The following is a 26,870-nucleotide window of genomic DNA, read 5'->3' on the forward strand; positions in this document are numbered from 1 at the left end:
GGCTACCCGGTTAACCGAGGCTGCCGATATGAACGGCGCATTCCCGGCAGGAAACCGGTATCACGAACTTGTCAGTTTTTAAGTCATCTCTCTTCCGACCATCATCAAAGCGACTCTGGTGTGTTCTATGAAGTCGAAACGATCGGAAAACGATCTGTGGGATGCCTGACGAGAAGTTGTGCTGAACAGCGGCGGAAACCGGACGCAACGGTCGCCAATCGCCCTTCCTGCTGTACCCAATGCACAACGTAATAGAGTGCTGGCGATGTCAAATATGAATTCCCGCGAAATCGCTCAACTTTTTTTGACGGCTCTGACGATTGGCTCGTAATGTGCGTCAAGCCGTGCCAAACGCGGGGTGACGATTTGGGGATACTGCGCAGGCGAAGCCTATGCAAGGTTGACGCGGCTTCCCCAAGTTGCCACGTGCAGTTAAGATTTCGCCTGACTTGCTTCGCAATTTCGGGCCGAATTGCACCGAGGAAGTTACTTTGGTGGAGCTGTCACTGAAGTTTCAGGGACAGTGATGAAATCATCATGATTCAATCGCAATCGTCCGATCGTTCTGGAGCCATTGCCGAACGACTGGTAAAGGAGTCAACAGTGTTCGCTCGAAAGCTCGCTTACTTCTCTGTAGCGCTCGTTGGATGGGCTGCGGGAACGGCCTACGCTCAACCGGAAGCTCGTCTTCGCATCGTTGCCCCCAGTTTGGGCGCCGCTGAAGACGACCTCAAATGGATGATTGAACTGAGTCCCACACCCGATCTACGGAAACAGTGGAAGCCGTTCAAAGAAAACCTGCTCGACGCGTTCACTCAGGGGGTCGATCTCTCGAAACCCGTATCGCTCGACCTGGTATTCCGCAAGGATGAGTTGGGCTACGAAGGACGCATCCCGGTCAAGGATCTGACGGGGAAGAACACGGGCTTCCTGCCAAACCTGCGCGGCATGGGGTACCTCTATAAGCCCCTTGGCCAGGAACTCTACCAGGTCAACGAAAAGAACAAGAAACCGTTCTTCCTGCGTTACGACAAAAACTATGCGTGGATGGCCACGACCAAGGAAGCGATTCCTGCAAATCGTCCTCCCGCCGCTCAGGAACTTCAGCCGCTGCTCGATCTGAAGAAAGACTTCCTGGCCGAACTGAAAAACGATGCTGCGGGTCTCGACAAGCGACGTGAGAACTTCCAAGAGCTTCGCAAGCAGTTTGAAGCTTTGATCCGCTTCAAACGGAATGAAGATCCGAACGCGTTCCAACTGCGAAAGTTGGCGCTGGTTCACCAACTGGACGAAGCCGAACGGTTCCTCGTTGAAACGGAAGCCTTGCTGGCGACCTGGACAACGAATGCCGTCTCCCCTAACGGAACCGGCCGCGGCGAGCTGTCAATATCGGCACTGCCGGGAACCGATCTGGCAAAGAGCGTCGAAGAGTTTGCTGTCAAACCGAGCTACTTCGCCAATGTCCCCCTGCATGAGAATCCCATCGCCGTCGGACGCATCACATTCCCGCTCGATAGTTCTCGAGTGGCGCACTTGACCGAATTCTACAAGGCCGTTCGCCCTGTCCTTCAGACCGAGATCAAGAGCCGCAAGGGTTACACCGACGCGCAGAAGGATGCGACTGCCAAGGCTTCAGACATCTTCCTCGATATGCTCGAATCGGGCTTGTCGCTGGGGGTCGTGGATGCGTTTGCTGATGCCCATGAAGTGGGTGAAGGCAAGACGGTCATGGTCACCGGTATCCGAGTTGTCGATGGGAAGCGAGCCGATGAGATTGTGCAGCTCATTTCCCAGTTCAAATCTGGCTGGCAGGTGAAGTTGGACGTTCACGAGCATGCCGGGGTAAAAATCCACGAGCTGACGGTTCCTGAAAGCCGGATCGAAGCTTTCCAGAAAGTCTTTCCTGGCGAAAACAAGGTCTACGTCGGAACTAGCGGCGATGCGATCTGGGGTGCTGCAGGGGTTGAATGTCTGACCCACCTGCAGGCGGCCATTGATGAGGCGGCCAAGCCCGCACCTGAGAAGGCGAATCCCGTGTTCGTTAACTACCAGTTGCAACTGGGCAAAATTGTAAAACTGGCGGAAGTGATTCAAAAAGACCTTCCTTCGGGGCCCGGTCTCACGAAAGACCAGCAACAGCAGGTTAAGGATTTAGAGAAATATCGAAAGCTGGCATCGGACGCCATGCTCAATTGCGAATCCCTGATTCAGGGTGAACTTCGTCGGAACGACAATAAGATCGAAGGATTTGTCGAAGTCAGCGAGTGCGTCCTGAAGTTTATGGGTTCGATCGTTGCCGATGGTGCCAAGCAGTTGAAGTGATTCAGTGAAAGTAACCCGGCTGCGGAGCGAGTTTGCAACCGAGCCGAATTGATGAAGTCTGTATTTCACTGCTTCGTGGATTTCCGCGAAGCAGTGTTTTTTATTCCGTGTTCTGCTACGAAAGTATTTCGGAACAGTGCACGTCGAATGAAAGGAACGTTCTGTGGCGAGTTCAGGCGGATTTTTCAGTGACCTCAAAATTCTTTGGCATATGGCCGTGACAGGAGGACGTGGGAAGACTCACGAAGAGCGACTCGAGAATTTCTATTCCGGTCAGGCAGATGGCTACGACGCCTTCCGCAAACGTCTGCTGCACGGACGGGAAGAAATGTTTGCTTCGCTGCCCACTGTTCCTGGTGGGATCTGGGTCGACCTGGGTGCCGGAACAGGTGAAAACGCCGAGAACTGGGGCCCGCGTCTGAATGAGTTTTCGAAAGTTTACCTGGTTGACCTTTCCACCTCCCTGCTGAAGATGGCCGATCAGCGAATCGCGGCCCGTGGCTGGAAGAATGTTGAAACCGTCCATGGCGACGCCACCAAGTTCATTCCGCCCGAGGGAAGCGTGGATGTCGTTACTTGTTCGTACTCGTTGACCATGATTCCCGACTGGTTCCTGGCGATTGATCACGCATTGAGACTGCTGAAACCAGGGGGGACCTTTGGCGTTGTCGATTTCTTCGTGGCCCGCAAATGGCCTGCGGAAGGATTGAAGCAGCACCCCTGGTCAACACGCACGATGTGGCAGGCCTGGTTCGCGAACGACAACGTCTTTCTGAGCCCCGACCACATCCCGTATCTGCAAAGCCATTTCGAGACCGTCTCACTGCATCAGGAGCGGGGCACCGTCCCTTACCTGCCTCTGGTACGGGCACCGTACTACCGGTTCGTGGGCCGCAAGCCCCTGTAATCGCGTCAGAGAATACTTCCCGATCGGGTGACGAAATCAGAGACGAAGGTCCCCTGCGATGATGCCGGGGGCCTTGAGCCCATCGTGCTCTCCGTTGCGGGTTCCAGACCCGCTGTTGAAGGTGACTCCAGACGGCGGAGCACCGAATTCGCTGCTCTGTACGAGAGTTACTCGCTCTCTTTACGCAGGACGGGGAGCGTGACTGTGACGAGTTGATCGTCGCGGCGCACAACGATTTTCAGTTGGTCGCCACTTTCCAGTCGTCCCAATTCTTCCTTCAGCGTCTGACACGAGTGGATCAGGCTGTCGCCGACAAACAGGATGAGGTCGTTGGTTTGCAGACCCGCCGTTTCCGCCAGCGAACCGGGCAGGATTCGATCGATGTAGGCGGGGGTCCGGGCAACTACGTCGGGAATGGTGATAATGCCGAAATCCACGGCATCGTAGCGATTGGGGCGTCGTCCCGGGGTGCCGTCTTCATCGACGTCGTCAGGTTTGCGTGCGTTGAACCGACCGCTGATGATCTGTTCCACGGTCTCTCTCAGTTCGCTGATGGGCATCACGTAGTTCAACCACGTGTTGGTCTTGGTATTGCGAAGCTCTTTTCCGATCATCCCCACCAGACGACCGTTCCAGGTCGTGAGAACACCCCCTGCTGCACCGGAGTTATTCGTCACTGCATCAACGATATAGACCGGACCGTTATACGGAGATTCGAACGCTCCGCGGCGCGCTGTCAACGTGGTCTTTGCGGCGATGACTCCGTGAATGACCGAGACGGGTTCGTCTCCCGTGGCAACTTTGAAGGCATTGCTGAACCCCAGGATGCGAGTTCCCGAGCCGACATTGGCACTTTGCGAAAGATCGAAGTACGGCAATCCTTCGGCCTCGATTTTCAGCACGGCCAGATCCAGCGGAGGTTCTGCCCCGATGACGCGGCCTTCGAATCGACGCCCGTCATGCAGTACAACTGCTACCGTGTCACTGTCAAGAATATGGCTCCAGACAGTGACGATGTGCCCTTCGGGGGAGACCAGAAAACCTGATCCATAGGCGTGGAGGTTTTTCGCTCCCCCTGCTCCAAAAATCTTGACGACTTTCGGAGAAACGGTGGCGATCGTCTGAGCTGTCGACTGAGTCCACCCGGTGTTTACGAAGGCCAGAATGCTGAATGCCAACCAGGCCAGGTTCAAGGATCGGTTTGTCCTCGTGCTCATCAATTTTGGCTTTATTAATCGAGGGAGGATTGGGAGTGAGAGCAGACTACACGCCGCAGGAGGCAGAGGATTTCTGCCGGTCCTGCCAGGTCTCTCTCGCTGAGCGGTCTGTACGATGTCAGTTTCGTGCTTCGTTCGGCTGAGTGACTTCGATTGTTTGAACATCGAACTGGCCGTAGATGGTGTCACCATAGCGGACAGAAAATCGCTTAATGAATTGACGGCCTTCAAAATCGCCGAACTCCAGAAACCTGATTTTGCAGGCGTCCGCGTCCGGTCCGATCAGCGTATCAAACCCGACGAGTCGCGGATCGGTTTTATCGAAGTACCAGCGGCATTCCACGGTCGATTTTTTCGTTGTGAGGACATCCACCAGGAACGGAGAAGCATCGAGCGGCTGACTGCCCGAATAGGTCGATTCATTGAATGCTGTCACTCCTTCGGTCAGGAGTAATTTCAACTGATAAAGCGCCCCGAGAAGTCCGCCAGTTCCAGGAGGTTCGTCGCTGAATTCGGCGCCGTCCAGAGTCTGTAGCCCGGGAGCCCGCTTCGTAAATTGAGCCGAGAGTGCCTGCGGCAGCAGCTTGAATTGAAATGTGTCGCTGTCCGTTGTTCGGCCGTTGATAATCCACTTGGCCGCGGCAGAATTCGTCCCTTCCCCTTTCCACTGAGCGAACGATTGCAGGCCATAGAGCACCCGCGATTGTTCATGCTGATTGAAATAGTAGTTGGCGAATCCTTTCTTCTTGACGAACAGCTTTTTGTATTCGTCTGAAAGTTCTTCTTTCGGGAGTTGGGCTTCCGCATGCTGAGAATCGTCCGGCGACTTCGGGCCCTCTCCACGAGGGGGCGGGACCTTGGGGCCTTCGGGGATGAGGAGTTCGGAAGATCGGTGAAGGCCTGCAAGTTCCACCAGAATTTCCTGCTTTCGTCCTTCCTGCCGGAAGACGAGCGGGACAGACCAGCCTTTCGGATAGATCCCCAGAATGTTTTTAAACTGATTCACGCTGCCGATCGGGCGACCAGCAAATGAGACCACCTCATCACCTTCTCGCAGACCACGACGATAAGCGTCAGACGTTTCCAGAATGGAATCGACAAGTACAGTCCGGTCGGGTCCGGAGCGGACCGTTGCTCCGAGCGTGGCGTGATCGACGATCAGGCCTCCACGCAGAAGATCCATGAAATGTTTAATCTGGTTGATGGAGATCGCGTAACCGGCGCCGACATTCACGCGACCTCGCTTTTCGACGGCAATTCGTCCGTTGATCCCGATTAATTCACCGTTTGCATTGAACAGTGGCCCCCCCGAGTTCCCCGGATTAATCGAAGTATCGACCTGAATGCAATCGGTATACTCCAGGAATGTTCCGGCGGGATACTGATAGCGATGGACGCCGCTGACCATCCCGTATGTCACCGTCGGCTGAAAATCGGTGGCGAGCAGAAAGGGATTTCCCATTGCGTAGGTCCAGTCTCCTACCGCCACGGTATCGCTATCACCTAAAGGCGCGTACGGGAAATCGTCCCGACCCAGCAGCTTAATCAGTGCGACGTCCCCCGTTGGATCAATCCCGACGATCACTGCGTCATACAGGGCACCATCGTTCAATCCGCACTTCATGAACTCGCCACAGGCGCTGGTCACGTGAAAGTTCGACAATGCGTACCCGTCTGGGCTGATCAGCACGCCCGACCCCCCGCCGTTTCCATCGGGAGAGAAGATGGCGACCACCGTCGGCGCAGCTTTCCGTACCACTTCGGTCCGCTGCTGCTCAGCCAGCAGAACATCCGATTCGGCAGCCACGACAGGCAATCCACTCAGGCGAATCAAGAAGCAGATTGCGACAGCCTGAAGCAGGAACGATTTTGCAATGACACGTCTGCTGCTTGATGGCCTGGCTGGGTCCACTAGCGAGCCCTCTTCCCTCCGATTGTCGCACGAGCGGCGATGTCCTGGGTGGGTGTCCGGGCACGACTGACGAGGCATCCGTGGACTTGTCATAGCTTTCTTTCTGAACTGACGGACATGCACCCTCTTTTGAATGGATCGAGAAAGGGCCATTAATCAGGTTCGCGTATCGCTGCCCCTTCGGGAAGGGATGTTGTTGAAAAAAGAGACAGATTTACGGATCTCGAAGGACCTTCAAAACGCGGTGGCCTGCCTCAAGTATGACTTACGTTGAGTTCCGTCAACATTTTCCGACCAAAAATGTTGACGACTCGCCACGGTGACCTATGTTTGCAGAGACCTCAGCACGAATTGTTTGCCTGCTTCGCCAAGGTGACAAGACCCCTGCAATTGGAAGCGGTCCTGTTTTGGGAAAATCCTGATTCGGGGGTGAAGTCCGGTTTGGTGATGCTGAGATTGCTGCGTTCCGCCTGTCCTGCGGCGTGCTCGCAACACGGATCGCCGGTCTCTCGTGCCGTTGGGCCTGATTGCGAACGTCTCTGAAAAGATTTACCGTTTTCCCGTGTTACGTTTGAAAAGTAATACTGCAATGACTCAAGGTTCACTCCTGATTGTCGACGACGACGAACTCCTTCTGGAATCGATGGCCGATTCTCTGCGTAGCTTGGGATATCGGGCCGAGACGTCAGAGAATTGTGAAGATGCGATCCGGCGGATGAAGGATTATCCGTTCGATGCAGTCATCTGCGATGTGAATCTTCCTGATCAGGATGGATTCCGACTCCTGGAGTGGGCGACTCAGTTCGTCCCGCAGACGCAGGTAATCTTGCTCACGGGGTTGGGGACCATCGAAAGTGCCGTCGAAGCGATCAGACTGGGAGCTTTTGATTATCTGACCAAGCCGATCGTGGAAGAGGAATTAAACTTTACTCTCCGCCGGGCCCTCGGCAAGAAGCAGATGCTGACGAACAGTCAACAGTTGAAACAGGCTGTCAATCAGCGACTGGGTATTGGCAACATCGTCGGTCACGACTACCGCATGCTGAAGATGTTTGACCTGATCGAGAGTGTGGCTGACATGCGAACGACTGTGCTGATTCTCGGCGAATCAGGCACGGGGAAGACCATGACGGCACGCGCCATTCATCAGATGAGTAACCGTCGGGATAAACCGTTTGTCGAAGTCGCCTGCGGAGCACTGTCCGATTCGCTGCTGGAGAGCGAATTGTTTGGCCATGTGGCGGGAGCGTTCACGGGTGCCAACCATGACAAGGTAGGCAAATTTCTGCAGGCAAACGGCGGGACGATCTTCCTGGACGAAATCGGCACCGCCTCGCCCAGTCTGCAGGTGAAGTTGCTGCGTGTGCTGCAGGATCGCGAGTTTGAACCAGTTGGCTCTACGAAGACTCAGAAGGTTGACGTCCGGATGATTCTGGCCACCAATCTCGATCTGGAAGAGGCAGTCAAGAAGGGAGAGTTCCGGCAGGACCTCTACTACCGCGTCAATGTCGTCTCGCTGACGCAGCCTCCGCTGCGTGAACGTGTCAGCGATATTCCGCTGCTGGCTGATCACTATCTCCAGGAGTTCGTCATCCAGACCGGGAAAGGGGTCGCCGGATTCAGTCAGGAAGCGATGGAACTGCTGCAGCGGTATCGCTGGCCGGGTAATGTGCGCGAACTCGTCAACGCGGTTGAGCGAGCGGTCGTCCTGACTCGAAACACTGTGATCCAGCCAGGCGATCTCCCAGAAAGTCTGCGGCGTGATGATAGCTTCGCTGAGTTAGGCGGTCGCTTCGGGGCAGTCGGAAATCATCTGAAATCGGCGCTGGCGGACCCCGAAAAACAACTTATCATCGAGGCACTCGAAACTCATGGATGGAATCGACAGGAGACAGCGGACTCGCTCGGGATCAATCGTACGACGCTCTACAAAAAGATGAAGAAGTACGGGATTAGTTTCGAACGCCAACTCCTGAGCTGAGAACCGCCTGAATGGAGACGGAGACGGATTGGGGAGCGGGGCGCACCGGCCCCCAAACAATTCTCTGGGATAGTCCGCTTAAAGGAGTTCCAGACCTCATCTGGCGAGGGCCTGACGCTGCCTCGCCAGTCGGATGCGAGAGGCGGCGCTCAGAATTTTGATGCAGAGTGCGAGCGTCGCGAGGATGACTTCGGAGGAGGAGCATTCGTGTCGGGGAACTTGTCAAAAATCAGGTTCAACGCCTGGTTTCGCATGTCCAGAATTCGTTCCTCCGTGAACTCTCGTAACAGATCCTCGCGACAGCTTTCAGCGCTATTTGCGAGAATCCACTGCTTGGCTTTGTTAGCGATGATGATGGCCAGATCGAGTGGCTTCTGCGTGAGATCGACGACTTCAGGGTCATTGCACATCATTTCAATCGCTTCGTCGATCTGTTCCTGACTGATGGCAAGGTGGCCACCTTTCTCAGTGGATTCTGCGAAGGGTTCGAGCCGGTTTGGGTTCATGGCGGATCTCCAGAATTGGGACAGATCGGGACGGATCAAATTTCAGTAGCGGTTTCTTTCGACTCGAATCGCATCCCTTGGTCGGCTGTCATCCAGATTGCTGGCTCAACTCGCAGGATGCGTGGCGTTGAATGGAAAACCGACCAGTGTTGGATCGCAGGAAAGTTCTTTTTCTGAGACGACACTGGTCGGATATTGAAAACAGCGGTGTTAGTCGCGAAGGGGAAGCGACTTTTGTTCCGCTGATTGATCGATGCTCGCGCTCACCCTGCTCGTGTGTGAACGCGACAGCCCTCAAAAGTGGTCTCGTCGAGGTAACTTCACTCCCGGTCGCGATGACTCTTGCGACGTTCGCGCGGGATGGTTCCGAATGTAACTCTTTGTCCGTTTGTATCACGCAAATCGGATACCAGAGGTCGTATGGGACTCGCGACTTTCCGAAATGTGGGGCACCCCTGTACGGCGCCTCGGGCCGCTCCCCAGTTGACGCGGGAGCGGGCACCTTGCCTTACGTTTTTCCACCAATGGATGAAAGCGACGCTTGAAGGCTGGGCAGAATCACGCGGCCTGCGACGAGGCAGGTCGGTGCAAACGTCTCTGGCGATGAGACTGCGGAGGAACGACAGCCACGATTCCTGATGAACAAGGCGACTGGTTTACAGCGGAAATTGATCTCAGCCGGCAAGCTAAGAAGGTTGACCGACTGTGGCAGCCGCCATCCGCTCGGCAATCATGCGATTAAACTCTTCATTTGTGGGACGGATCTCGAAGGGGCCGATTTTCACTCCCGGGTGTTTGGACATCAGCGAGATTGCGTGGTTAAGATCGCGTGCTTCAAGCAGTAGGATGCCCCCCAGTGTCTCCTTGGTTTCGGCAAACGGACCATCGGTCACATCGACTGCGCCGTCCTTCATCTTCAAGGTGACCCCCTTCCCGGCCTCTCCCAGTGCTTCCCCACCCAGATAATGGCCTCCCCGCCGTAATTCTTCGTCATAGGCGAGACAATCCTGGACCAGCTTCTCTGCCACCTCGGGTGGCGTCTGAGCAAACTTCTGCTGATCGATAAAACCGAGACAGACAAACTTCATCTGACACCTCGCTCAGTATTGGGTGATTCCGTATTGGGGGATGAGGAAGTCGTATCGTCTCTGATACGGTCCCGCTTCAATGAGTCGGACGAGACACGCCGAAATCGACAGGCGAAGGAGAATTTTTTCCAACTCGCTGTCGATCCCGCTGAGCCAGGTTTGTGAACCAGACGTTAAAAACTCCCTGCGCTCACCGAGTTAATGCTGGTCATGACGCCAGAGACGCTCCATCCCGTCCAACCGGGAAACAAATAACGCCGCAGGCATGCACCTGCGGCGTCACGAAACTCAACTTGCAAGGGGGCAGACTCTAGAACTCGCCGATCGCATTGCCGTCGGCAATGAGAGCCAGATTGGTCTGGGTCTGTGCATCGATGTTCTCACTGATGAAGCGGACCGATCCGTCCGCCATTCCGACCTGCAGCCCACCGGTGTGGATACTGCCAGGCATGGACCAGGTGGCCAGGCGTCCTGGAACGATATTAGGGTTCCCGTAGGGGACCGTGTTCCAGTTGTTGATCTTCGTGTAGGCGAACTGAATACCAGCTCCGCCGACCCAGTCGAGACACGACCATGGGGGTGGCTGACCGTTGTAAACACTCAGACAGGTTTCGGTAACCATGACGGTGTTACTTGTTCCGTCGCGGGCGTCACGCATGTTCGAATTAGACGACCACCCAAACAGAGCGCGGCCCTGAATGGCTTCGGTCGACCACAACTGCTGCGTGAAGGGGGCTGCGTAGCTGGACCAAGGGAGAGTTACACTGAATCCATAGGTTGTCAGATACGTTGGCGATCCTGGGGTGTCGGAGCAGCCATAGTAGCCACCGCCGGCATCGCTGATCGACTGGGGACCATAGTCCGTCGGGCACAGCAGAGCATTGAGCTTGGTGTTCGCTGCTTTGATGTTGACGGGATCGACACCGAGAGGAGGACCACCGAACACGCCCATCGAGCTGTTGTGGTTGATCGAGTTGTACAGAGGTCCCTGATCAAAGTAAGGCAGCAGCAGGACGATACCTGACTGATTCTTGACTGCGGCCGAAGAAGCAGCGTAGGGAAAGACGTTGTACGTGTCGTGGTAGTTGTGGATCGCCAGACCGATCTGCTTGAGATTGTTTTTGCACTGCGTGCGCCGTGCTGCTTCTCTTGCCTGTTGTACTGCTGGGAGCAGCAGGGCGATCAGAACTGCGATGATGGCTATCACCACCAGCAATTCGATCAGGGTGAATGCTTTACGATTTCTCAAAATCATCCCTCGTCCTAAAAAACACCGAAAAGAAAATGAACTGCCGTCAACGCAACGAGCAATTCCTAAGGCACTGATCGAACGCCCGTCGTATTACCGCATGAAGTTGGCTGGCGGGCCCTTCGGGCTGGCGCTGCCACCTTTGCCTGATTTGGGAATATTGAAGACCAGGTCGGTCTTCCCCTCTTTACCGACGATGACTTTGTTAGGCGCGCCCGCTTTCGAGACGTCATTCCAGCTCGGCGGAATCGCTTGAACGGCGCGGCTATTGGCAGGAGGCTCATCCTCGGGAGGAACGTTTCCATCCGGGGTCAGCCAAAGTGAAAAGACAACGGTGTAATTTCCTGCAGGCAATCCTTTCTTGTTCTGATAGTTATGCATGACAAATTGCCCCTCGGCGTCCGTGACTCCGACTCCCTGGCGGGCCGAGTTTCCTGCCGCGGGCATGAACGTGACCATGAGTCGTTCGTAAGGTTTGCCATCGAACGTAACCGTCCCTTCAACAGGGACCAGTTGCTCCTGCGGTCCGGAAGCCCCGCCAAGGCAACCGACCATCCCCATCAGGAGAAGGCTCAACCCAGACCAAGAAACGCCTTTACACGACTTCATCGCAATACCCATCCTGATCTGGTTCCTACGGTTAAGTCTTTGGTCTGCAATCGATGGTGCGAGACGATTGTGTCTCGAGTGGATGCCCATCGACTGCAACGGTGACTTGTCCATCAAGCATCAGCCAGCTCGCAGTGGCTGGGATAGAATCCTCGTCGGTCTGATCCAGGGTAATGGTTTCCAGCCCCGTTCGAACGACGATTGCTAATGAAACTAAAGCTCACTGATGAAACACCGACTAGCAGGTTCTGTTCCGCTCATGTAGCGAACCGGGACTGCTGGCTTTTCCGCGTGTTCATCAGGAGGGTGTCAGTAACATCCCACCTAAACGAGACCTGAAAGGATGGGCTAAACAAAGCTCATTCCAAATCGACGGTTCCGTACAGCTTCAATTTCTGGTGAACGTCGGCGGCCGTTGTTTTTGTAGTGAAAGTGAGCGCTGCTAGCGTTGAAAATGCACATTTACCGGTCCGTGACCGTCCCTGCGTAGAAGGGGCTTTCGTTTATTGAGCAGGGTCACTGAAGACTTAAGCAACACCCCGGTTCAGATATCCGAAGTCCTCAAAAATCTTCAAAAAGAGAGCCCGAGACGTGCCAAAGACGCCGACGAAGGGACAGACGATGGCGAACATTGCCTGAAGTTTATCAACTTCTGCCTAAAGTCGGCGCAGGTAGAGATTGACGGATGTCATAAAAACTGAATTCGTCCTGAAAAACAGGCCGACGTCGGGAGTATCCTGATTCGACGCGAAATGCAGAAACTGCGTCCCCTTCTTCGCCAGCGAGCGAAGGAAGAAACGCAGTTTGTCTGCTGTAGAAATAATGACGCTTGTCAGTCTCCTCACTGGTTGCAACCTCGCACGCGTTGCTCTTGCTGACAGCCCGCTCCACGTGAGGGTGTTGTGTCGGCGAGTGAATCGGTGAGGCAGAGTTCCTGTGCTTGCGGACTTAAGCGTCAGGCGAAGATGTCCGTGGCGACGTGTCCTGCAACGTCGGTGAGACGGAAATCGCGTCCCGCATGGCGGTAGGTGAGTTGCTCGTGATTCACCCCCAACAGGTGCAGAATCGTGGCGTGCAAGTCGTGAATGTGCATCTTGTTCTCGACCGCGTAATAGCCGTAATCATCCGTAGCCCCGTAGGCCATCCCCCCCTTGACGCCTCCTCCGGCCATCCACATCGTGAAACCATGTGGATTGTGATCCCGCCCGTCATTTCCCTGCGCGGTGGGGGTGCGACCGAATTCTCCACCCCAAAGCACGAGGGTGTCGTCCAGCAGGCCGCGGGCCTTCAGGTCTGTCAGGAACCCGGCAATCGGTTTGTCGACCTCGGCCGCGTTCTTGGTGTGACCCTGATACAGGTTACCGTGCTGGTCCCACTGGACTTCACTGTCGCTATGAGTCACCTGCACAAAGCGGACACCTCGTTCCAGGAAACGGCGAGCCATCAGACACTGTCGTCCGAAGTTCTCCGTGACAGGGTCGTCGATGGCGTACAGGTGCTGGGTGGCAGCCGTTTCACCGGACAGATCCTGAATTTCTGGCATCACCCCCTGCATGCGGTAAGCCAGCTCAAACGAGTTCAGGCGTCCCTCCAGGGCCAGATCGTCACCTGCCACGGAAAGATGATCGCGATTCATCGCGGCAATCAGGTCGAGTTGTCGCCGCTGTTGTTCGTGTGACAGCCGCGAATTCTCGATATGCTTGACCATTGCCTTGATCGCCGGCAAGCTCGCGTTACCAATCGGAGTGCCTTGGCAGTACGCCGGCAGAAACGCGGCTCCCCAGTTGTTCGCCCCGCCATGAGCCAGGGTCGGACAGATCGTGATAAAGGCGGGCAAGTCCTGGTTTTCGGTTCCCAGTCCGTAAGTGATCCACGATCCCATGCTGGGGCGAACGAACTGGTCGCTGCCCGTGTGCAGTTTGAGCAGTGCTCCGCCGTGCGCGGGGTTGGTGCCATGAACCGAACGCAGAATGCAAAGGTCGTCGATGTGCTTCGCCACATGCGGGAACAGATCGCTGACCGGCAGTCCACATTCCCCGGACTGATGAAACTTCCAGGGTGACTTCAGCAGGTTCTCCGCCTTGGCGAACAGAACTTTCGGCAGTTCAAGCGGAATTGGCTTACCGTGATCCCGGGTGAGCAATGGTTTGGGATCAAAGGTGTCCACATGTGACGGTCCCCCCTTCATGAAGAGGAAGACAATCCGCTTCGCCCGGGCAGGAAAGTGCGGCTGTTTCGCAGCCAGAGGATCACGGGCCGCAGTAGCCGGTGAACTCGATGCGCTCGCTTCCTGATTGAGCATCGCAGTCAGTGCCAGATGGCCGAATCCGACTGCCGAGGATTTCAGTAGCTGTCGTCGTGTCTGCAAGGGAAATTGATTCGACATGATCACCTCAAGTAGATGAATTCGTTGCTGGCGAACAGACTTTGGCAAAATAGAGACCAGTCCTGGCGCGTGGCATTTTCGCCCAGGAATTGCATCGCTCGTTTGATTTCCGCTTCCTGCGGTGGACGACCAAACGCTAATTCGTAGGCGAGTTGAATCCGGGCCTCGTCATACCCCGAAGCCGTCCTGAGACGTTCCGCCAAAGCATCGGCAGAGTCCATGACCAGATCCGAATTCATCAGCAGCAGGGCCTGTGGGGCGACGACTGTGGAACTGCGATCTCCTGTGGGCATCGTTGGATCGGGGAAATCGAACTGTTCGAACATGGTGTAGACATTGTTTCGCACAACGGGCAGATAGATTGCGCGTCTTAGACTGTCGTACTTCGTGTGGTCAATCGAAGTATGGTCGAACACGAACTGGCGATTGCGTAACGGGATCGACTTTCCGCCAATGGATTCATCCAATCGTCCCGAGACTGCCAGAATGGTGTCCCGAATCTGCTCAGCGTCCAACCGCTGCAGCGGGAATTTCCACAGCAGTCGGTTATCCACGTCGATCTCGGAGGCGGATGCTTCATCAGGATTCGTTGAAGCCATCTGGTAGGCATTGGAAGCCAGAATCAGGCGATGCAATTCCTTGATCGACCATCCCTGCTCCATGAAATGCCGGGCCAGGAAGTCAAGCAGTTCCGGATGTGATGGGCGATCCCCCAGTCGACCAAAGTTTTCGGTCGATGCGACGATCCCCTTCCCGAAGTGCCATCGCCAGACACGATTTACAAAGACGCGTGCGGTCAGTGGGTGTTCGGTACTTGCCATCCACTGTGCCAGTTCCATTCGTCCACTCTGCGTAACCTTGAGAACCGGGCGAACGGTCGAAGTTCTCATGACCTCGGGAAACTCGCGCGAGACGGGCTTTCCAAGATTGCGATGGCTGCCGCGAATATGAATCGGGATTTCTGTCTGAACCGGACCATCCGCCACCCCCATGGCCGATGCGGCATCCGGTGACTGGCTTTCGAAAATGCGTGCTTCGGTGGCTAACCTGTCGTATTCGGCCAGCGTCGCGGCATCGAATGCGAATTCGGGCTTGGGTGGAACGGCGAGGAATCCGGAAGCGTCATACAGAGCAGCCCTCGCCTGTTCCAGCTTGGGGTCCTCGAGCGTCGAGGCAGAAGGATTCGCCTTGCGTGCTTCAGCGAGTGCCGGTTCTACTCCCTCCAACAGGGGGCGGAAATGCTGATCGATACCGGCAATATCACCCGCTTCAGCAAGTGGATGCCAGGCGCTGAACAGAGGATCATCCCGGTGCCGGTCCAGGTGCAATCGGCAATGATGCAGGATCCGTGGATGCAGTCCGTACGGCTGGGCGAATGCTTCCACTTCGACCAGTGACGAATCGGGGCTGAAGCGTGCCGCGGCCACCAGGTAGTCGGTCGCTTTGGAACGGGCTGCCAGACGGAGTTTCTCGGTCGCCTGACTGCGGAAGTTCGCCGCCGCAGCCTGCTTTTCAGCAATCTGCTTATCGACTTCCTTCAATTTGTTAAGTTCTTCTTCCGTGGCGAAGGAATGTTCGTACCAGTGTTTGATCGCTCCGTAGTTGGTATTTGCGAACGTCCGTGTGCTTTTGAAGATTGCGGCGAGCGCGTAGTAGTCGGTCTGTTTGATCGGGTCAAACTTGTGGTCATGGCAGCGGACGCAACCGAAAGTCATCCCCAGGAAGGTCTTGCTGGTCGAATCGAGTTGCTCATCGATCGTATCCATATCCAGCTTTTCGCGATCAGGCTCCGCCAGAACCTTCGCACCCAGAGCCAGGAATCCGGTTGCGGTTCTCGTCTCCTGATTGGCTTCGGGCAGCAGGTCTCCGGCGAGCTGTTCGATCAGGAACCGATCGAAGGGTTTGTCCTTATTGAAGGCATTGACGACATAGTCGCGGTATCGCCACGCCGTACCGTAAGCGAGGTTTTCGTCCAGCCCGTTGGAATCAGCGTAGCGGGCGACGTCGAGCCAGTGTCGGCCCCAGCGGACTCCGTATCCTGGTGACGCCAGCAGACGCTCATAAACGTTCTTGAAGGCGTCTGGCGATTCGTCTGCGAGGAACGCCTTGATCTCTTCAGGAGTGGGGGGAAGTCCGGTCAGGTCGAAGGTGACGCGGCGAATCAATGTCGCCTTGTCCGCCATCGGAGCGGGTTTCAGGCCATTTAACTCCAGCTTCGCGAGCAGGAAGGCATCGATTGGCGTCTTTACCCAGTCTTTTTGTTTCACTTCGGGAAGTGGCGGATTGGCAACAGGGCGAAACGACCAGAATTCCCGCCCTTCTTCAATACTCATTCCGACCGGCTTGGGGGCTCCCTCGGCTTCCTTTGCTTCACGGGGATCCACCGCGCCGCGGGTGACCCATTTCTCGAGAATTTCAATCTCGGCATCGGTGAGCCGGTTCTTGGGGGGCATCTGGAAGTCCGAGTTCTTGTAACGGACTGCCTCGATAATCAGGCTTTTGTCAGGGTCCCCGGCGACGAGCGCCGTGCCGGAATCTCCCCCTCTCATAACGCCGTCGCGGGTATCCAGACTGAGCCCTCCGCTCGCCTTGGCACCGGAATGGCATTCGTAGCAATGCTGGACGAGCAGCGGACGAACGCTCTTCTCGAAAAATTCCAGATCCGCCGCAGATGGCTCTACCGCATGGCTTAGAGAGAACGGCGTCAGCGATCCGAAAAGCGACCAGATGATCAGAACTGACCACCGGGCACGGGATGCGGGAAGTTGATTCTGCATAGTCACGCACTCACCTGGATAGTATCAACCGAATCACGATTCCACAGAAACTTCATTGAAAGTACGCCAATCCACGGTGCGACGCCGGCCACCACAAGAACCATGTCATAGCTCTTGGAGATGTCAGCGAGCATCCCGAACAGGCTGTGCATCGGGGACGTTACCGCCCAGACCCACAGGCCCAGCAAGCCCGTCATCCTGCCGACATGCGACACGGAAAGCTCCTGGACAAAACTATAATAGCACGGGGCCATCGCCAGTGCTCCTGCCCCAATTAGTAGCAGTGTCCCCAGTAATGGCCAGCCTTGACCCAGCCACGGAAGAAAGAGACTGGTCGAAGTCAGGGCGCAGGAGCAGGCAAAAACGGTTCGCCGAGCGTTGTGGGGCGTACTGCCCCATCGGCGGACCAGCCAGAGCGAACCCACTCCTGCCAGAATGCAGCCGACGTCCGTGGCGAGGAAGTAAAGTGAGTTAAAATCCAGAGCGACACTTTCTTCATATCCTCGGCCAATCTGCAGGAATTTCATCAGCCAGACACGGTACGTGTGCCAGACAATCTGCATTCCAATCACAAGAATGGCAACGGCCCAAAGTCGGCCGCTGCGAAGGATGGTAAAGAGCGTCGGGGCGTTTGTATCGGCTTTAGCGGCGGTGTTCTGGGCCAGATCGCGGGATCGAAGTGCGAGAAACCAGGCGAGGACCCACACAAATCCAGTGGCACCTACGGCGACAAAGGTCGACCGCCAGGATCCTGATTCTTCGGTAATGAGAAGTTTCATGATCTGCGGAGTAATGATTGCCCCGATCGACGCTCCGCTTTGCAAAATGCTGTTTCCCATCGTTCGCTCTTTTTCGTCGAGCAACGCGAACGTTGTTTTCAGCGCGCAAGGCCAGTGACCGGCCTCGAAGAAGCCCAGGAGAGCGCGGCAGACGAGCAGTTCAGTGAACCCGTTGGACCAACCCGTGGCCATCCCCATGAGTGACCATGAGGCCAAGACCGCAGGGTAGAGCCAATAAACACTGCACCGATCGGCAAGAAAACCAAATGTCAGTGATCCGATGGCAAAAGCCCAGCCAAAGGCTAATTCCAGGTTTCCATACTGGACATCGCTGAGTCCCAGTTCTGTCGTCACCCGGACAGAGGCGCTGGCCAGCGCCACCCGATCCATATAGTTAATGGTGGTTGCCAGCAGCAGGAGTCCTGTGATGCCCCATTTCCAGAAGGCCGGTCGCGGAGGGATCACTGTATCGGTCGACATGGGATACGCTGCTCAACTTGTTTCAGGCGGGTGGGATTTTTCGATCAGTTAAAGAGCGTCGATCACGTCACTGGAACGGTCTGATCCGGTCGTCAATGGCTGCCACCAGGACTTGGCGACGTATTGTCCGATTCGGGAACCGGACCAAACTCGGCCGAGATGTCCCGTGCGCATTGCACGGCCGCTTCAACGAGCGCTGATTGCTCGACCGGCTCGTCACGGCGACAAAGGTGCGATACGCAAAGCACCCCCAGCAGATTCGATCCGCCACCCATCACTGCGATGGCACAGTCACGGACCCCCACCACGATGGGACTGTCTTCGTATGAATAGCCCCGCTTGCGAATCTCGGCCATGTGGGCTTCATACATTTTGATTCTGCTTGCGGTCTCACCCGACTGTTTCCAGTAATCTTTTCGTCGATGGTCCGGAAGCATCGCCAAGGCGACCAGGCCACTGATTCGTCGATGCAGTTCAAAGGTGGCACCGATTCGCACGGCCAGCATGACGTCGGAGTCCCCCTCCGCACGGGCGACGACAAGCATCCGGTTCTGAACCACGATGTTGAGGTGACATGATTCGCGCAGTTGCCGGGCCAGCCGCTCCATGTGGGGCATCGCGTGGGCAACGAGCATCTGCGTCGATGCGTGCTGGGAACCGAGTTCAAACAGCTTGGTCGACAATCGGTAAATCTGACCGCTGTCCCGAACCAGATACCCCCGCTCCTGCAGACACACCAGCACCCGAAACAGTTCCTGCTTGCTTCGTCCCAGTGCATCAGCAATCCCCGTCAGGCTCATCCCGCGCGAAGAATCCCCCAGCAGTTCCAGCACATCCAGAGCTTTGTCGACAGCCGGTGCGTTGTAGACTGTGGTCTCTTCGTTATTCGAGATCGCCCGCCGTGAAGCTGAGGATTTTTTGGATTCGTTTTTCATGAAACTCAGTTTTGCAGATGATACAGGGAGGGTCAAGCCTGATCCGATTGCGATTGCGGATACCCGATACGAGCAACACATGAGTAGAGAGGATTCGAACCGAATCAGAACGTCAGGCACGCGGAGAACAGCGAGTAGATGAGCGGAACTGATTAGACAACGAGGGATCGGAATTCACAATTATCATCGGCCCATTGGCGGGGCGAATTGGTGAAGACCGAAGTTCGCAATCCAGCGATCTGGGGCCGACGTGCCCACCGTTATTCTCGAACGATCGGGCTCGGGAAAGCTTGAGGCGATCAAGGAGTTACGACGAAAGTGTGCGGTGGACGATCGTATTCGAGGCAACAGGCCCGATTCCCTTTGCCGGATAGCAGAGGACCGGCGTCAGTCTCCGAAATTGCGGTTTACGAAGCGCTGGTCGTGCATGAGGCTTTTTCGTCGGCTGTCGTCCCAGTAGGATAAAACCGTCTATCGGCAACCATTTAATGTCAGGAAATCTTGATGAGCGACCGTCAGAAGTTAATTGACCTGTTTCATGAACGAGCCTTGAAGTTTGGCGATTTCACTTTGGCCTCGGGTAAAAAATCGACCTATTATCTTGACGGAAAGCAGATTTCGCTGCATTCAACCGGTCTGCGGCTTGTCAGCCAGGGTTTGCTGGAACTGCTCGACGGGATTGAATTTTCCGCGATCGGGGGGATGACCATCGGCGCCGACCCGATCGTGGGAGGTGTGCTTGTCGCCGCTGCGGAAACGGGACGTTCGCTCGACGGTTTTCTCGTCCGGAAGGAATCGAAGGGGCATGGGACGCAGCGCTACGTCGAAGGCCCTGTCAAGCCGGGTTCCAAAGTGGTCGTGATTGATGACGTCGTGACCACGGGTGGCAGCGCGCTCCTTGCTGTCGATCGAATTGTCGAGTTCGGTTGTGAAGTGGTCTGTGTGGTCGGGATTGTTGATCGCAAGGAAGGAGGGGCTGCCAACTTCGCCGCGCGAGGACTGCCCTTCCGTTCGCTGCTCACGATTGAAGACTTCAGAATTACCGCTCCGCCACAGGCGTGATGTGAAAGGCGGACTCAACTCGGATCTCGGCCCGGATAAACGAGGATGACAGACGTGGTGAGAACACTTGTTGCTGCAATCATCGGCATCGTTTATCTGGCCCCCGAGTGGGTCGCGGCAGAGCAATTGCCCACCGCAAAACGGGTTTCGCGATGGGGTGACGAAGGGCTGCCGAAGCTGACCACGTCACGGGTGACTGGATCCCCTGAGCCCCCATTGCCCTATACCACGCAGCGCGTCTATCCCCAACTGAAAATCAACTTCCCTGTTTCGATCATCCACCAACCGGGCAGCGACCGGCTGTGGACGATTACCTTTGACGGACCTTCCGGAACAACACTGATTCGTCGGTTTGTAGACTCGGTTGATGTCACCGAACTGGAAACGGTGATTCCGTCAGAACCGGGGAACGTCGCCACCGATGTGCTTTTTCATCCCCAGTTCGAGCAGAACGGTTATGTTTTCATCGGGCATAATGAGCCCGTGACTGCGGGAGGAGAAAAGTACTGCCGGATTTCGAGGTACAAGGTCAATCCACGACCACCCTACGAAGTGGACGTCAGCTCGAAGACCACGATTATTGAGTGGCCCTCGGACGGCCACAACGGCGTTGCCATGGCGTTCGGTCTGGACGGCATGTTCTACGTGACTTCAGGCGATGGGACGTCTGACAGTGATACCAACCTGCGCGGCCAGGAAATGTCGCACCTGACGGCGAAAGTGCTCCGAATCGATATCGAACATCCCGAAGAAGGGAAGCACTACTCGGTTCCTGGTGATAACCCATTCGTTGGTCGGGACGGGATCGCACCGGAAACGTGGGCTTTTGGTCTACGTAATCCGTGGAGAATGACTGTCGATCGTCAGACGGGACACCTGTGGGTCGGAAATAATGGTCAGGATCTGTGGGAGCAGGTCTATTTCGTCCGCAAGGGTGACAATTATGGCTGGTCCGTGTTCGAGGGAAGTTATCCTTTCTATCTGGAACGGCAAATGGGCCCTGCCCCGTATGTCAAACCGACGCTCGAGCATCACCACTCGGAAGCCCGCTCACTGACCGGTGGTATTGTTTACTACGGCCAGAAACTGCCCGAACTGCGTGGTGCTTATATTTACGGGGATCATTCCACAGGCAAGGTCTGGGGAGCCCGACATGACGGAACAAACGTGCTCTGGCACCGTGAACTCGTCGACACTCCGTTCCATATCCCCGGCTTCGGTACTGATTCAAAAGGGGAGTTTCTGGTTGCCGATTACGCGGGTAACGGTGAAGGAGGGTTCTACACACTCATCCCCACTCCTCCCCCTGACAATACGGTTCCCTTTCCTCGCACGCTGAGCGAAAGCGGTCTCTTTGAATCCGTGAAGGGACACATTGTTCAGCCCGCTCTGATTCCCTACGACGTGAATGCACCCCTGTGGTCTGACGGAGCTGGCAAGGCGCGGTTCATTGCCATTCCGGGAGACTCGCCCAGGATCGAAATTACGGGGGCTCGCGGCTGGAATTTTCCCGACGACACCGTGATTGTGAAATCGTTCTCGCTGGATTTCATCGAAGGGGATCCGAATTCACGCCGCTGGATCGAGACCCGCTTTCTGACAAAACAGCAGAATGAATGGGTGGGGTACTCATACCGTTGGAACGAAGAACAGACGGATGCCGCTTTGGTTTCCCAGGAAGGGATGGATCAGGAATTCACGATCAAGACTGCGGAGGGGACGCGTCAGCAGGTCTGGCATTATCCCAGTCGTGCAGAGTGCATGGTGTGCCATAGCCGAGCCGCAGGCTTTGTGCTGGGACTGAGCACCGGCCAGATGAATCGCTCGGCCATTGATCTACCGCTGCATGCAGGCGCAAGTTCCGAACCGTCCACCAATGGCACATCGGCATCCGCGAATGGAGACCTGCCGCTGGAGAATCAGTTGGAAATGCTTCAGAGGTTGGGATTACTCAAACTGGATAAAACACCCGCTGAACTCGAGCGTCTTGTGAATCCCTATGATGAAGCCGCTCCGCTGGAACTACGTGCGAAGTCGTACCTGCATGCCAACTGTGCGAACTGTCACGTGGAAGCAGGAGGTGGTAACTCACAAATACAGCTTGAATTTGTGACGGCGCTGGATCAGATGAAAGTGATCGACGCGGTGCCGGTCCACGACAAGTTCGGATTGCCCGACGCTCGCATCGTCGCTCCCGGACACCCTGAGCGATCCGTCATTCTCCAGCGCGTCGCGAAGCGAGGTCGGGGTCAGATGCCGCAACTGGCCACATCGCTCGTTGACCAGCCCGCGGTCGAAATGCTGAGCACCTGGATCAAAAGTCTGGACATGTCATCGAAAACGACTTCGACTGGGGAATAGGGCGATTTCCCTCAATTTCAATTCCGATGGGCGCGAGGTGTCGAACTGTGTTAACTGGTCGAACTGTGGCAACGGATTGATGCCCACTGATTGACCAGTCCGTTCCCATGTAAAGATTGCAAGCACTCAGTCTTGGCAAGAGCGGTCCGGCCCGTCATCGAGCGCTTGAGCTTTGAATGAGTTGCTCAAGGAACGGATCATCAGGTCGATCGTCGTGCGAGGCCGCCCGCGTCCGATGCCGTTGCTGGGGAATTGGGTTATCGCAGATTAGACCCTGCAGAGATCCGGTTCGCAGCGATGTCCTGTGAAAAGCTTGCTCTAAAGGTAAATCTCAGACAATTTGCCGGGCTCTGCAGGTTACCAGGCTGCCCCCGACGGATCAGCGGTCTTCATCGTCACGCTGTTGGACCTTCCGGTTCTGTGAGACTTTGGCAGCGGCAGAGTTGACTGCTCTGACGGTGAAAAGAGGTTCCTGCATTCCATCACGGCTTCGTCGAGTGGGGACCTGGGCGATTTCCAGGTCTCGTTCGGCGTCGAGGGAGAAGGGATGAATCTCTTCAGGATCGCCCAGTCTCGGTTCGTTGTCAGGCGACTGACCACGGATCAGCGGGCCGTCGTTCCGATTGCGGTCTCGTGTGGCGATCTGTGTTCCGGCAGGCAGTTTGGCACTTCCCGCAAGGACCCAGTCATCCCATTCCCGTTCCAGTGATTCAATACTCTGGAACCCGTAGAGCTGGTTTAATGCGACTTCCCAGCCCCGTTCGTGTGCTAAAGCCATCAGTCGTAGATACTGCGGCTTGTCAGCGTGTTGAATCAGGAAATCCGCAAGTGAATGTCCTTCTGCGTAGAGGGTGAGGACGTCTTGCTTATCTTCCGGATAGTTCTTGATATCAAGCAGTGTTCGCAGCGGGATTTTCCGTCGCGTCCCCATCACACGGGAATGAATATCGCGAAGACGGTTTCGTTCGGAGTCGTGTTCGATCAGCGACGCAGCTCCCTCATCAGCCCAGCGTGGCAGCGGGCGGCGGAAGTGACTGGCAAAGATTGTGTGATTGATTTCATGGGGAAGGACGGAATCGAGAATGCGTTGCTCGCTTCCCTGAACCTCCATTTTCCAGCCGTAGACTTCACCACCCTGAAAGTTAAAGGTGGTGGCTCCCCCTGCCCCCATCGACCCGACCTTTACGGAGATGGGGCATGGGTGCTTCCAGTTTCCCGGTAGCGGCTTGCCGGTCCATTCAATGGCGAGCTCACGACGGTAGACTTCGGCAGCGTCACCGACTTGTTTGGCAAAATCCGGTGTGGGGGCATCGACTGAAAAATTGGGAGTGCGATAGGTCGCGCCGACCGACGCGAGAGCGCCAATCAGAAGTAATCCACGGAAGAAAGCGTCCATGCTGGTTCCGAAATCGAATGAAGCGGATTTTTCGTCGAATCAGCATCATGCCAATTCGCGATCGGGCAGGGAAAATTCAAGCAACTGTCGCACCGAATCACATTCGGCAAAAGCTGCCGGAACACTCTTTGAGTCGGAATCTCTTACGCCGAAATCTCTTATGGATTTCGAATTTGGCCCGGCAATGCATTCTCCCAGATCAGGCGGGCGATGTCCAGCTTGTAAAGATTACACGGATGGTGAGGAGTTTAGCGGAGATGAGGAGACTTTGCAGGGATGGCGAGAGAGTTCAGGTGTTAGAATCGATGGAATCCACATCCCCCGAGATTTGCGGAACGGCAGCAAACGGCGCCTGACTGCACCCTGGCTGGAACGGGGCCATTAAGTCTGAAAACTTACACTCGGCTTTCGCCGCGATTTACCCGATATGTAGTTCGTCGCTGACTGAAACGCGGCAGGCCGGAATATGGCCCTCAGGCGGGATGGATCTCGCAGGACAATTTGGACAGAGATCCAGAGCACATTCAACCGGAGTCCGCCATCTTGGCCCATTCGCATTTGCTGGTTCAACACCTACTAAAACAGCTGGAAACTCATCAGCGGGACCGGCGCGATCGCGTACGACGACCCGAATGGTTGACCGCGCTGGTTCACCAGTCTGCCGCTCTGTTTTCTCCCCTCCGCGGCGTGGGACGAGTCGGTTCGCAATGCGAATATACAGATGGCGGCTGGGAAGCGCGGCTGTATCTCGGATTTACAGAAATTGTCGGGGGCAAGGATGACGGTCACTCGCAACTGATTGGATTCGAGTTCGATTTTCGCCGGTTGACGGACCTGTTCACGCAGGTGGACCAGTTTCTCTGGAATGTCGGTGCTTCGAGTAGTGGCACGAACTCGTCATTTGTGACTCTGGTCGGCACGATTGATGACAATCAGGTCTGCTTGAAAATCTACTCCCGACCTCCGGTGGAAGCTGGCCCTGCGTTTCACCGACGTGTTGACGGGACGCTGAACGCGATCGGCTAGGCGACCACACAATTTGGCGATAACACAGGGCCCGCTGAATATCGCCCTGCGGTATCGAGCACGGGGGGTATTCGCATCCCCCGCACCAAGTATGGCACTCCGGAGGCGCCCGTTCCTGTTCCCATCGAGCAGGGATTTTCTTCAACGGGCCTGAACTGTTTCTCTCATCTCCGTTGGTCCCCGACGCACCGGCGATCCTGTGACTGAGGACGGCGTGTGGTGAGGACGCTGATTCGGACTTCCTGCGCCTTAATTCTCTTCTTGTGTTCGGCCGACTCCCGTTGCCGTCGTCCTCCCTTTTCCAGACGGATCGAGCGTCCGCATCGGTTCTCACTTCTGGTTTGAAGCATTCGGGGGAAGATTTTGTCCTTCCCCCGAAGATCCGCGCGTATGGGTCGTCGATGCGCGACATTTTTTCCCGAGGCCACTTTCGGGTGGGACGACGATTGCTGCGGCGATCCCTTATGCCGCTACTGACTTCGTCGGTCCTGTGATGCCAAGGGGTTATGACCTTCAGAAGTCTGCACTGTCCCCGTGAAAGGGGAGCAGCATCGTGCGCCTAGTGGGAAAACCGTGCTCGCCAGACTCGTCAGAATCCCTTTCTTCGGTTGATCTTCAGGTCTGCTTACGCGAGTTGTCGGAATAGGGGCTTGAATTGCGTTGTGTAGGATAGGCAAAATGAGCTGAGTTGTTCGTCCTGTATGAACCCTCTGAATTCAGTGAAAGAGAAAGAACTCAGCAATGAAACGGAACCTGGTCAATTTCTCCCGCGTCCTGCTCGCCGCATTCGCCATCGCGGTGTCTTCACAGGCCGCTGACGCACAGCTCTACGGCGGAGGCTGCTGCGGATCGAACTATGACTATGCTTTTGCTCCTGTGCACTCCACTTCGAGCTTTGGGTACGGCTACACCCCAACCTTCCCTTCTTCGTACGGTTACTCTGGAATCGGGTACGGAGCCGCTCCATACGCCTATTCTGGGTATGCTGTCGGTTCGAGCTGCAACACGGGATGCGGCCTGTTCGGACACCTCCGTCGTCGACGTGCCTACTGTGCGTCACCCTGTGATTTCGGCACCTATTACCGACCCGCTTACTACGGTGGCTGTGCGACCACGACTGCGTGCTACGTTCGTCCACGTCGCATTCGTGCCTGCCGTCCCCACTGCTACACCTATGCTTGTGGTACAGTTGCCTGTGCTCTCCCATCCCCGATCTACACCGGAGCCATCGCAACCTGCTGTGCTCCCGTCGCCAGCAGCTGCGGTGACGTTGGCTTCAGCGCGTACCCTGTCGATAGCAGCATCAGCACTTCTGCCCCGGCGGCCGTGATTGCGACTCCGGCATTGAGTCCTGCTGCCCCTTCAGCAGCACCCACTCCGATCGCGCCAGCACCCGCCACGAATCCTGCTCCTCCACAGGAACCTGCTACGGCTCCAGCGCCGCAGCCCGGTACGTGATCAAGGTCCCGATTCGGTCGGAAGTGAACCAACTTGGAAGTGCCGAGTCGTCAGCGTCAGACTGCCCGATAGCAACCCATGAGCAGCCCGAGCCAGATTTTAAACTGCTGTGCAGCTGAGATTTATAGTTTGCTAACGAGAATGTAAGTCCACTGAACTCACAAGCGTTCAGTGGACTTTTTTTGTGTTTAATTCCCGCCGTAAACAAACGACGGAGCAGGTGCTAAGCGTTTTCCAACCTGACCGCAGAATGATTTCCTGCGCTTTTCGAAGATACTCGAAACTGGTGATGAGGAACACTTGCAGCCGAAGGACGTCTACCGCAATGGTGAGTCAAGGGGCGATGCACAACTGGTCGATGCTCACCTGGTGGCGACGAAATCTTGAGAAGACGAGTGTACAGCGACTGCGGTTACGGT

The 26,870-nt window shown here is 55.9% G+C and carries 18 protein-coding genes; 7 read left to right on the forward strand and 11 right to left on the reverse strand.

What is annotated here, in order from left to right:
- Positions 1 to 537: 537 nt before the first annotated feature.
- A complete protein-coding gene (locus ACGY09_RS23200) occupies positions 538 to 2,322 on the forward strand; it encodes a hypothetical protein (protein ID WP_397569620.1) in 1,785 nt (594 codons plus the stop codon).
- Positions 2,323 to 2,533: 211 nt separating this feature from the next.
- A complete protein-coding gene (locus tag ACGY09_RS23205) occupies positions 2,534 to 3,229 on the forward strand; it encodes a class I SAM-dependent methyltransferase (RefSeq protein ID WP_397571903.1) in 696 nt (231 codons plus the stop codon).
- A 167-nt stretch (positions 3,230 to 3,396) separates the two neighbouring features.
- Here ACGY09_RS23205 and ACGY09_RS23210 read toward each other — a convergent pair whose 3' ends face one another.
- The gene (locus ACGY09_RS23210; RefSeq protein WP_397569621.1) at positions 3,397 to 4,446 is read right to left on the reverse strand and encodes a S1C family serine protease; all 1,050 of its coding nucleotides are present in this window, start codon (positions 4,444 to 4,446) and stop codon (positions 3,397 to 3,399) included.
- Between the two features lie 118 nt (positions 4,447 to 4,564).
- Positions 4,565 to 6,253 (reverse strand): S1C family serine protease, encoded by a 1,689-nt coding sequence (locus tag ACGY09_RS23215; RefSeq protein WP_397569622.1) that lies wholly within the window; start codon positions 6,251 to 6,253, stop codon positions 4,565 to 4,567.
- A gap of 694 nt (positions 6,254 to 6,947) precedes the next feature.
- Between ACGY09_RS23215 and ACGY09_RS23220 the strand changes: the two genes are divergently transcribed.
- Entirely contained in the window at positions 6,948 to 8,339 is a 1,392-nt protein-coding gene (locus tag ACGY09_RS23220; protein ID WP_397569623.1) for a sigma-54-dependent transcriptional regulator, read from the forward strand.
- Positions 8,340 to 8,488: 149 nt separating this feature from the next.
- Here ACGY09_RS23220 and ACGY09_RS23225 read toward each other — a convergent pair whose 3' ends face one another.
- The 8 genes from ACGY09_RS23225 to ACGY09_RS23260 all read right to left on the reverse strand — a co-directional run bounded on the left by ACGY09_RS23225 (position 8,489) and on the right by ACGY09_RS23260 (position 19,148).
- The gene (locus tag ACGY09_RS23225) at positions 8,489 to 8,845 is read right to left on the reverse strand and encodes a hypothetical protein (protein WP_373652590.1); all 357 of its coding nucleotides are present in this window, start codon (positions 8,843 to 8,845) and stop codon (positions 8,489 to 8,491) included.
- A gap of 686 nt (positions 8,846 to 9,531) precedes the next feature.
- Positions 9,532 to 9,933, reverse strand: coding sequence for a YciI family protein (locus tag ACGY09_RS23230; protein ID WP_397569624.1), 402 nt, complete (start codon positions 9,931 to 9,933; stop codon positions 9,532 to 9,534).
- 310 nt (positions 9,934 to 10,243) lie between these two features.
- Complete coding sequence (locus tag ACGY09_RS23235) at positions 10,244 to 11,182, reverse strand: DUF1559 domain-containing protein (RefSeq protein WP_397569625.1); 939 nt, start codon at positions 11,180 to 11,182, stop codon at positions 10,244 to 10,246.
- A gap of 93 nt (positions 11,183 to 11,275) precedes the next feature.
- Entirely contained in the window at positions 11,276 to 11,791 is a 516-nt protein-coding gene (locus ACGY09_RS23240; protein WP_373652587.1) for a carboxypeptidase-like regulatory domain-containing protein, read from the reverse strand.
- A gap of 955 nt (positions 11,792 to 12,746) precedes the next feature.
- Positions 12,747 to 14,177, reverse strand: a complete 1,431-nt coding sequence (locus tag ACGY09_RS23245) for a DUF1501 domain-containing protein (protein ID WP_397569626.1) — start codon at positions 14,175 to 14,177, stop codon at positions 12,747 to 12,749.
- 2 nt (positions 14,178 to 14,179) lie between these two features.
- Entirely contained in the window at positions 14,180 to 16,954 is a 2,775-nt protein-coding gene (locus ACGY09_RS23250; protein ID WP_397571904.1) for a PSD1 and planctomycete cytochrome C domain-containing protein, read from the reverse strand.
- 2 nt (positions 16,955 to 16,956) lie between these two features.
- Positions 16,957 to 18,213 (reverse strand): MFS transporter, encoded by a 1,257-nt coding sequence (locus ACGY09_RS23255; RefSeq protein ID WP_397569627.1) that lies wholly within the window; start codon positions 18,211 to 18,213, stop codon positions 16,957 to 16,959.
- A gap of 92 nt (positions 18,214 to 18,305) precedes the next feature.
- Positions 18,306 to 19,148 (reverse strand): IclR family transcriptional regulator, encoded by an 843-nt coding sequence (locus ACGY09_RS23260; protein ID WP_373652584.1) that lies wholly within the window; start codon positions 19,146 to 19,148, stop codon positions 18,306 to 18,308.
- A 504-nt stretch (positions 19,149 to 19,652) separates the two neighbouring features.
- Between ACGY09_RS23260 and pyrE the strand changes: the two genes are divergently transcribed.
- Positions 19,653 to 20,210 carry an orotate phosphoribosyltransferase gene (gene pyrE / locus ACGY09_RS23265; protein ID WP_397569628.1) on the forward strand — a complete coding sequence of 186 codons (558 nt, stop codon included), beginning with the start codon at positions 19,653 to 19,655 and terminating at the stop codon, positions 20,208 to 20,210.
- 54 nt (positions 20,211 to 20,264) lie between these two features.
- A complete protein-coding gene (locus ACGY09_RS23270) occupies positions 20,265 to 22,571 on the forward strand; it encodes a PQQ-dependent sugar dehydrogenase (RefSeq protein ID WP_397569629.1) in 2,307 nt (768 codons plus the stop codon).
- A gap of 379 nt (positions 22,572 to 22,950) precedes the next feature.
- On the opposite strand, the gene ACGY09_RS23275 is transcribed toward ACGY09_RS23270, so the two are convergent.
- Positions 22,951 to 23,967, reverse strand: a complete 1,017-nt coding sequence (locus tag ACGY09_RS23275; protein ID WP_373652581.1) for a hypothetical protein — start codon at positions 23,965 to 23,967, stop codon at positions 22,951 to 22,953.
- A 543-nt stretch (positions 23,968 to 24,510) separates the two neighbouring features.
- Between ACGY09_RS23275 and ACGY09_RS23280 the strand changes: the two genes are divergently transcribed.
- Complete coding sequence (locus ACGY09_RS23280; protein WP_397569630.1) at positions 24,511 to 24,993, forward strand: hypothetical protein; 483 nt, start codon at positions 24,511 to 24,513, stop codon at positions 24,991 to 24,993.
- Between the two features lie 741 nt (positions 24,994 to 25,734).
- Entirely contained in the window at positions 25,735 to 26,451 is a 717-nt protein-coding gene (locus ACGY09_RS23285; protein ID WP_373652579.1) for a hypothetical protein, read from the forward strand.
- Positions 26,452 to 26,870: the final 419 nt, after the last annotated feature.

The organism is Schlesneria sphaerica, assembly GCF_044336245.1.
Taxonomy (GTDB): Bacteria; Planctomycetota; Planctomycetia; order Planctomycetales; family Planctomycetaceae; genus Schlesneria; species Schlesneria sphaerica.

Excerpts from the sequence above, each read along its gene's own strand:
- ACGY09_RS23285 (WP_373652579.1), top strand. The coding sequence starts at position 25,735 with ATGAAACGGAACCTGGTCAATTTCTCCCGCGTCCTGCTCGCCGCATTC.
- ACGY09_RS23220 (WP_397569623.1), top strand. The coding sequence starts at position 6,948 with ATGACTCAAGGTTCACTCCTGATTGTCGACGACGACGAACTCCTTCTG.
- ACGY09_RS23245 (WP_397569626.1), bottom strand. The coding sequence starts at position 14,177 with ATGTCGAATCAATTTCCCTTGCAGACACGACGACAGCTACTGAAATCC.
- ACGY09_RS23240 (WP_373652587.1), bottom strand. The coding sequence starts at position 11,791 with ATGAAGTCGTGTAAAGGCGTTTCTTGGTCTGGGTTGAGCCTTCTCCTG.
- ACGY09_RS23200 (WP_397569620.1), top strand. The coding sequence starts at position 538 with ATGATTCAATCGCAATCGTCCGATCGTTCTGGAGCCATTGCCGAACGA.
- ACGY09_RS23255 (WP_397569627.1), bottom strand. The coding sequence starts at position 18,213 with ATGTCGACCGATACAGTGATCCCTCCGCGACCGGCCTTCTGGAAATGG.
- pyrE (WP_397569628.1), top strand. The coding sequence starts at position 19,653 with ATGAGCGACCGTCAGAAGTTAATTGACCTGTTTCATGAACGAGCCTTG.
- ACGY09_RS23260 (WP_373652584.1), bottom strand. The coding sequence starts at position 19,148 with ATGAAAAACGAATCCAAAAAATCCTCAGCTTCACGGCGGGCGATCTCG.
- ACGY09_RS23210 (WP_397569621.1), bottom strand. The coding sequence starts at position 4,446 with ATGAGCACGAGGACAAACCGATCCTTGAACCTGGCCTGGTTGGCATTC.
- ACGY09_RS23225 (WP_373652590.1), bottom strand. The coding sequence starts at position 8,845 with ATGAACCCAAACCGGCTCGAACCCTTCGCAGAATCCACTGAGAAAGGT.
- ACGY09_RS23275 (WP_373652581.1), bottom strand. The coding sequence starts at position 23,967 with ATGGACGCTTTCTTCCGTGGATTACTTCTGATTGGCGCTCTCGCGTCG.
- ACGY09_RS23250 (WP_397571904.1), bottom strand. The coding sequence starts at position 16,954 with ATGCAGAATCAACTTCCCGCATCCCGTGCCCGGTGGTCAGTTCTGATC.
- ACGY09_RS23205 (WP_397571903.1), top strand. The coding sequence starts at position 2,534 with ATGGCCGTGACAGGAGGACGTGGGAAGACTCACGAAGAGCGACTCGAG.
- ACGY09_RS23230 (WP_397569624.1), bottom strand. The coding sequence starts at position 9,933 with ATGAAGTTTGTCTGTCTCGGTTTTATCGATCAGCAGAAGTTTGCTCAG.